Annotated in this window: 2 protein-coding genes; both read left to right on the top strand. The window is 43.2% G+C overall.

What is annotated here, in order from left to right; genetic code table 11:
• The first annotated feature begins 852 nt into the window (after positions 1 to 852).
• Complete coding sequence (locus tag PX482_RS07580) at positions 853 to 2,151, top strand: homoserine dehydrogenase (protein ID WP_043999341.1); 1,299 nt, start codon at positions 853 to 855, stop codon at positions 2,149 to 2,151.
• 19 nt (positions 2,152 to 2,170) lie between these two features.
• Complete coding sequence (locus PX482_RS07575; protein ID WP_002762002.1) at positions 2,171 to 3,079, top strand: LysM peptidoglycan-binding domain-containing M23 family metallopeptidase; 909 nt, start codon at positions 2,171 to 2,173, stop codon at positions 3,077 to 3,079.
• The last annotated feature ends 414 nt before the right edge of the window (positions 3,080 to 3,493 follow it).

The raw sequence follows: 3,493 nt of genomic DNA, 5'->3' as shown, positions 1-3,493 counted from the left end.
TTGCTAATAAACATAGCAAAATTATAGATGATTTCCTGACCTAAGATCACATTTTATTCTTTTTTCCACTTCAATCTAAGAATTGAGAAAAAAGCAAAAGCTTATATTATACCATAAAAAAATTATGCAAGAGGTCTTATTATGTTTCCCAAAGATGCCAATAATGTAGTTAGATTATTAAATACTTTTTTTAGCTTCTCTTTTTTAGGTATTTTGCTATTCTCTATCGTTAAAAAGCCTCTCAATATTTCCCTGTTAATTTTTGCCTTCCTGAGCATTTTTTTACCTTTAAGTACAGGAACAACACAATCAATGATGAGGTATATGATGACAATATTTCCAATATTTATTATTCTTGGATATTGGAGCCGAAAAAATTGTTATTTTTATGGATTTCTGTGATTCTTGTTTACCTATTTTTTATCCATTCTATTTCTTTGGTATGGTAATTGGGGCTGGATAGCTTAGTTGATCGTGCAGTTGAGTCAAATTACCCTAACTAATAATGCTAACATAGCTCTTTGCTCAGAGAGAGTCGATTGATTTGTTCAAAAATATCAACTAGATAGGGAATTATTGTAATCATAAATTAGAGTTATGATCAAAAATGTTACTGACATTGCCGAATATCTATATCGGTCAATAAAATCAATAACAATTACAGGATAAGCGTTTAAACTTGATCGAGATTTGCTTGATTTAAATACAAAAATACTGAATATTTATCATCATCAGGCCCTGAACGCCAGCAAAAGAAAACCCCACAGACAAAGACCCTGTAATGATAAAATCGACAATGGCGACGGCTTGGCCATTAGTATTTTTTGCGTCGGACTAGCAGGAGATAAAAGCGTGACCTTTAAGATTGGTTTACTCGGTTTCGGGGTTGTGGGGACGGGAACAGCGAAAATCCTCCTCGATCCTTTTGGTCGTCATCCCGTACTCAAAGAGATTACCATTGGACGAGTGGGAGTTAGATCCCTAGATAAACCGAGAGAAATCGAGCTTTCTCCCCAGCTGTTGACCACTGACCTAGAATCGATCGTTACTGACCCCGAAATTGATATTATTGTCGAATTATTGGGGGGTTTGGAACCGGCACGCTCTTTAATTCTCCAAGCAATCGCATCGGGGAAGCACGTTGTTACGGCAAATAAGGCGGTTATTGCCCGTTTTGGCGATGAAATCTACGCCAAGGCCAGTGAAAAAGGGGTTTATGTCCTCCTAGAAGCGGCCGTGGGTGGTGGCATTCCCGTCATTAAACCCTTAAAACAATCCCTCGGCGCTAATCGCATCAGCAGCATCATGGGAATTGTCAACGGCACAACTAACTATATTCTCACGGAAATGAGCCAAAAAGGGGCAGATTTTAGCGAAGTGCTGGCCAAAGCTCAGGAATTAGGCTATGCAGAAGCGGATCCGACTGCGGACGTGGATGGATTCGACGCGGCCGATAAAATTGCCATTTTAGCTTCTTTGGGTTTTGGAGGTCGGGTAAAACGGGAAGATGTTTACTGTGAAGGTATCCGGCAAGTTAGCGCCGTCGATATCGCCTACGCTGATAGACTGGGATTTGTGATTAAATTATTAGCGATCGCGAAAGATACGGTTAAGGAAGATTCCGATACCCTAGAGTTGCGGGTTCATCCGACCCTAGTACCGAAAACCCATCCCCTCGCTAATGCTAACGGGGTCTATAACGCTATTCTCGTCGAGGGGGAACCCTTGGGCCAAGTGATGTTTTATGGACCCGGTGCCGGTAGCGGACCGACGGCCAGCGCGGTAGTATCGGATGTGATGAATATCGTCGGAATTTTAAAAAGTAGTGGCAAAACCAAGGAACTTGACCCGCTTTTAAGCTGTATTCACCAGCATTATTGTCAAATCGCCCCGATGGAGTCGTTATCGACCCGTTTTTATGCCCGTTTTCTCTGTCGCGATGTGCCGGGGGTAATCGGTCATTTAGGTATGGCTTTCGGCGACCAGGGGGTTAGTCTAGAATCCGTGGTACAAATTGGTATTAGGGGTGATTTAGCCGAAATTGTCGTTGTCACCCACGATGTGCGCGAGGGCAATTTCCGCAACGCTTTAGCGGCAATAGAGTCTTTAGAAGCTATTGACAGTATTCCTAGTATTCTCCGGGTTTTGTAATTATAGAGATCGCTTTTTTATGGTCATGGGTCGGAGAATCAGAAGTGAGAAAAGTTGGCTAAGTTTAACTAGCACAATTTTGTTATTTTGTCTAGGTTTTTTGGGCTTAAATCAAAAATTAATTTTTGCCCAAGGGTCTGATAATGTTTGTCCCCTACCGATTTTATCAAGGTTACAACGCCATAAAATCCAAGCGGGAGAAACGATCCCCTCCATCGCCGAAAAATACGCTCTTATCCCGGCAACGATAATTAAACTCAATCCGACTATTCTCAAAAATGGTTCGGCCCCCGTGGGGAAAGAAATCTTTATTCCCCCGATGAACGGCATTCGCATCGAAGCACCCAAGGGTTCCACTTGGCGCGATTTAGAAGCTGCCTATGGTATTCGTGCCGATATCCTCTTTGAGCTTAACGGTTGTGGTCGTCGGCCGACAATAGTTTTTATCCCCGGCACCAATTGGTCCGCCACGGGCAAGCGCTCGGATTATACTGGATTAAGTTCTTATCCCTTACCCTTAGCCAGCACTGTCGGATTAGCCTACGGTTGGCAAAAAAGCCCCACGGAACAGAAAAATCTCTTTCATAGTGGTATTGATCTTCTCGCAAATGTTGGTACAAATGTTTTAGCTGCCGAGGATGGTCTAGTGATTTATGTGGGTCAGGAGGGAGCTTATGGTAATTTGGTAGTAATTAATCATTTAGGTCGCCGGCAGACCCGTTATGCCCATTTAAGCAGGGTTACAGTGAGAATTGACCAACGGGTACGAGCAGGAGACGTTATCGGTGCGGTTGGCACCACGGGACAACCGGATATTATTCCCCCCCATCTTCATTTTGAGGTGCGCTTAGATACTCCCGTCGGTTGGACAGCGCAGGATCCCGCTTTGCATTTGCCCCAAATCGGCCCGCAATCAAGTCAAAAGTAAACGGTTAAGTGGGATTATTGATTTATTTAGGGCTTGCTGAATAATGGTAAAACCCTTTTACAATAAGGCTTTTGACCTGTTAAAGTCCGATGTTCATGCGGCGAAAATAGGATTGGGACTTTCAAAAACCTTGCATTATCCTTCTTGTAGTACATAGCTTGGTACAAAAACCAAGGGCAACAAAGCCCGAAACGACCGGCTACTGACTCCTGACTCCTACCCCCAGGAAAAACTTTTTCAGCAGACCCTATTTAACTTTGACAAAGGGAAACTTATTTTGGAACCCTAACCTATCAACTCCCAGGGTTAATACAACCCACATTCCGCACCCTAAGTGTCACAACGTCTCAAAAGAGGAAGATGCCTGAGTCAAAATACTTATCTAGAGGAGTGAGTTGGCGGCAAGCTGCCACC

Origin of the sequence: Microcystis sp. M53602_WE12, from assembly GCF_030065455.1 — a bacterium.
Classification (GTDB): Bacteria; Cyanobacteriota; Cyanobacteriia; order Cyanobacteriales; family Microcystaceae; genus Microcystis; species Microcystis aeruginosa.
This window is presented reverse-complemented; position numbering and strand designations above follow the sequence as displayed.

What these genes read in the sequence shown, in the direction of transcription:
- PX482_RS07575 (WP_002762002.1), top strand. Translation starts at nt 2,171, where the DNA reads ATGGTCATGGGTCGGAGAATCAGAAGTGAGAAAAGTTGGCTAAGTTTA.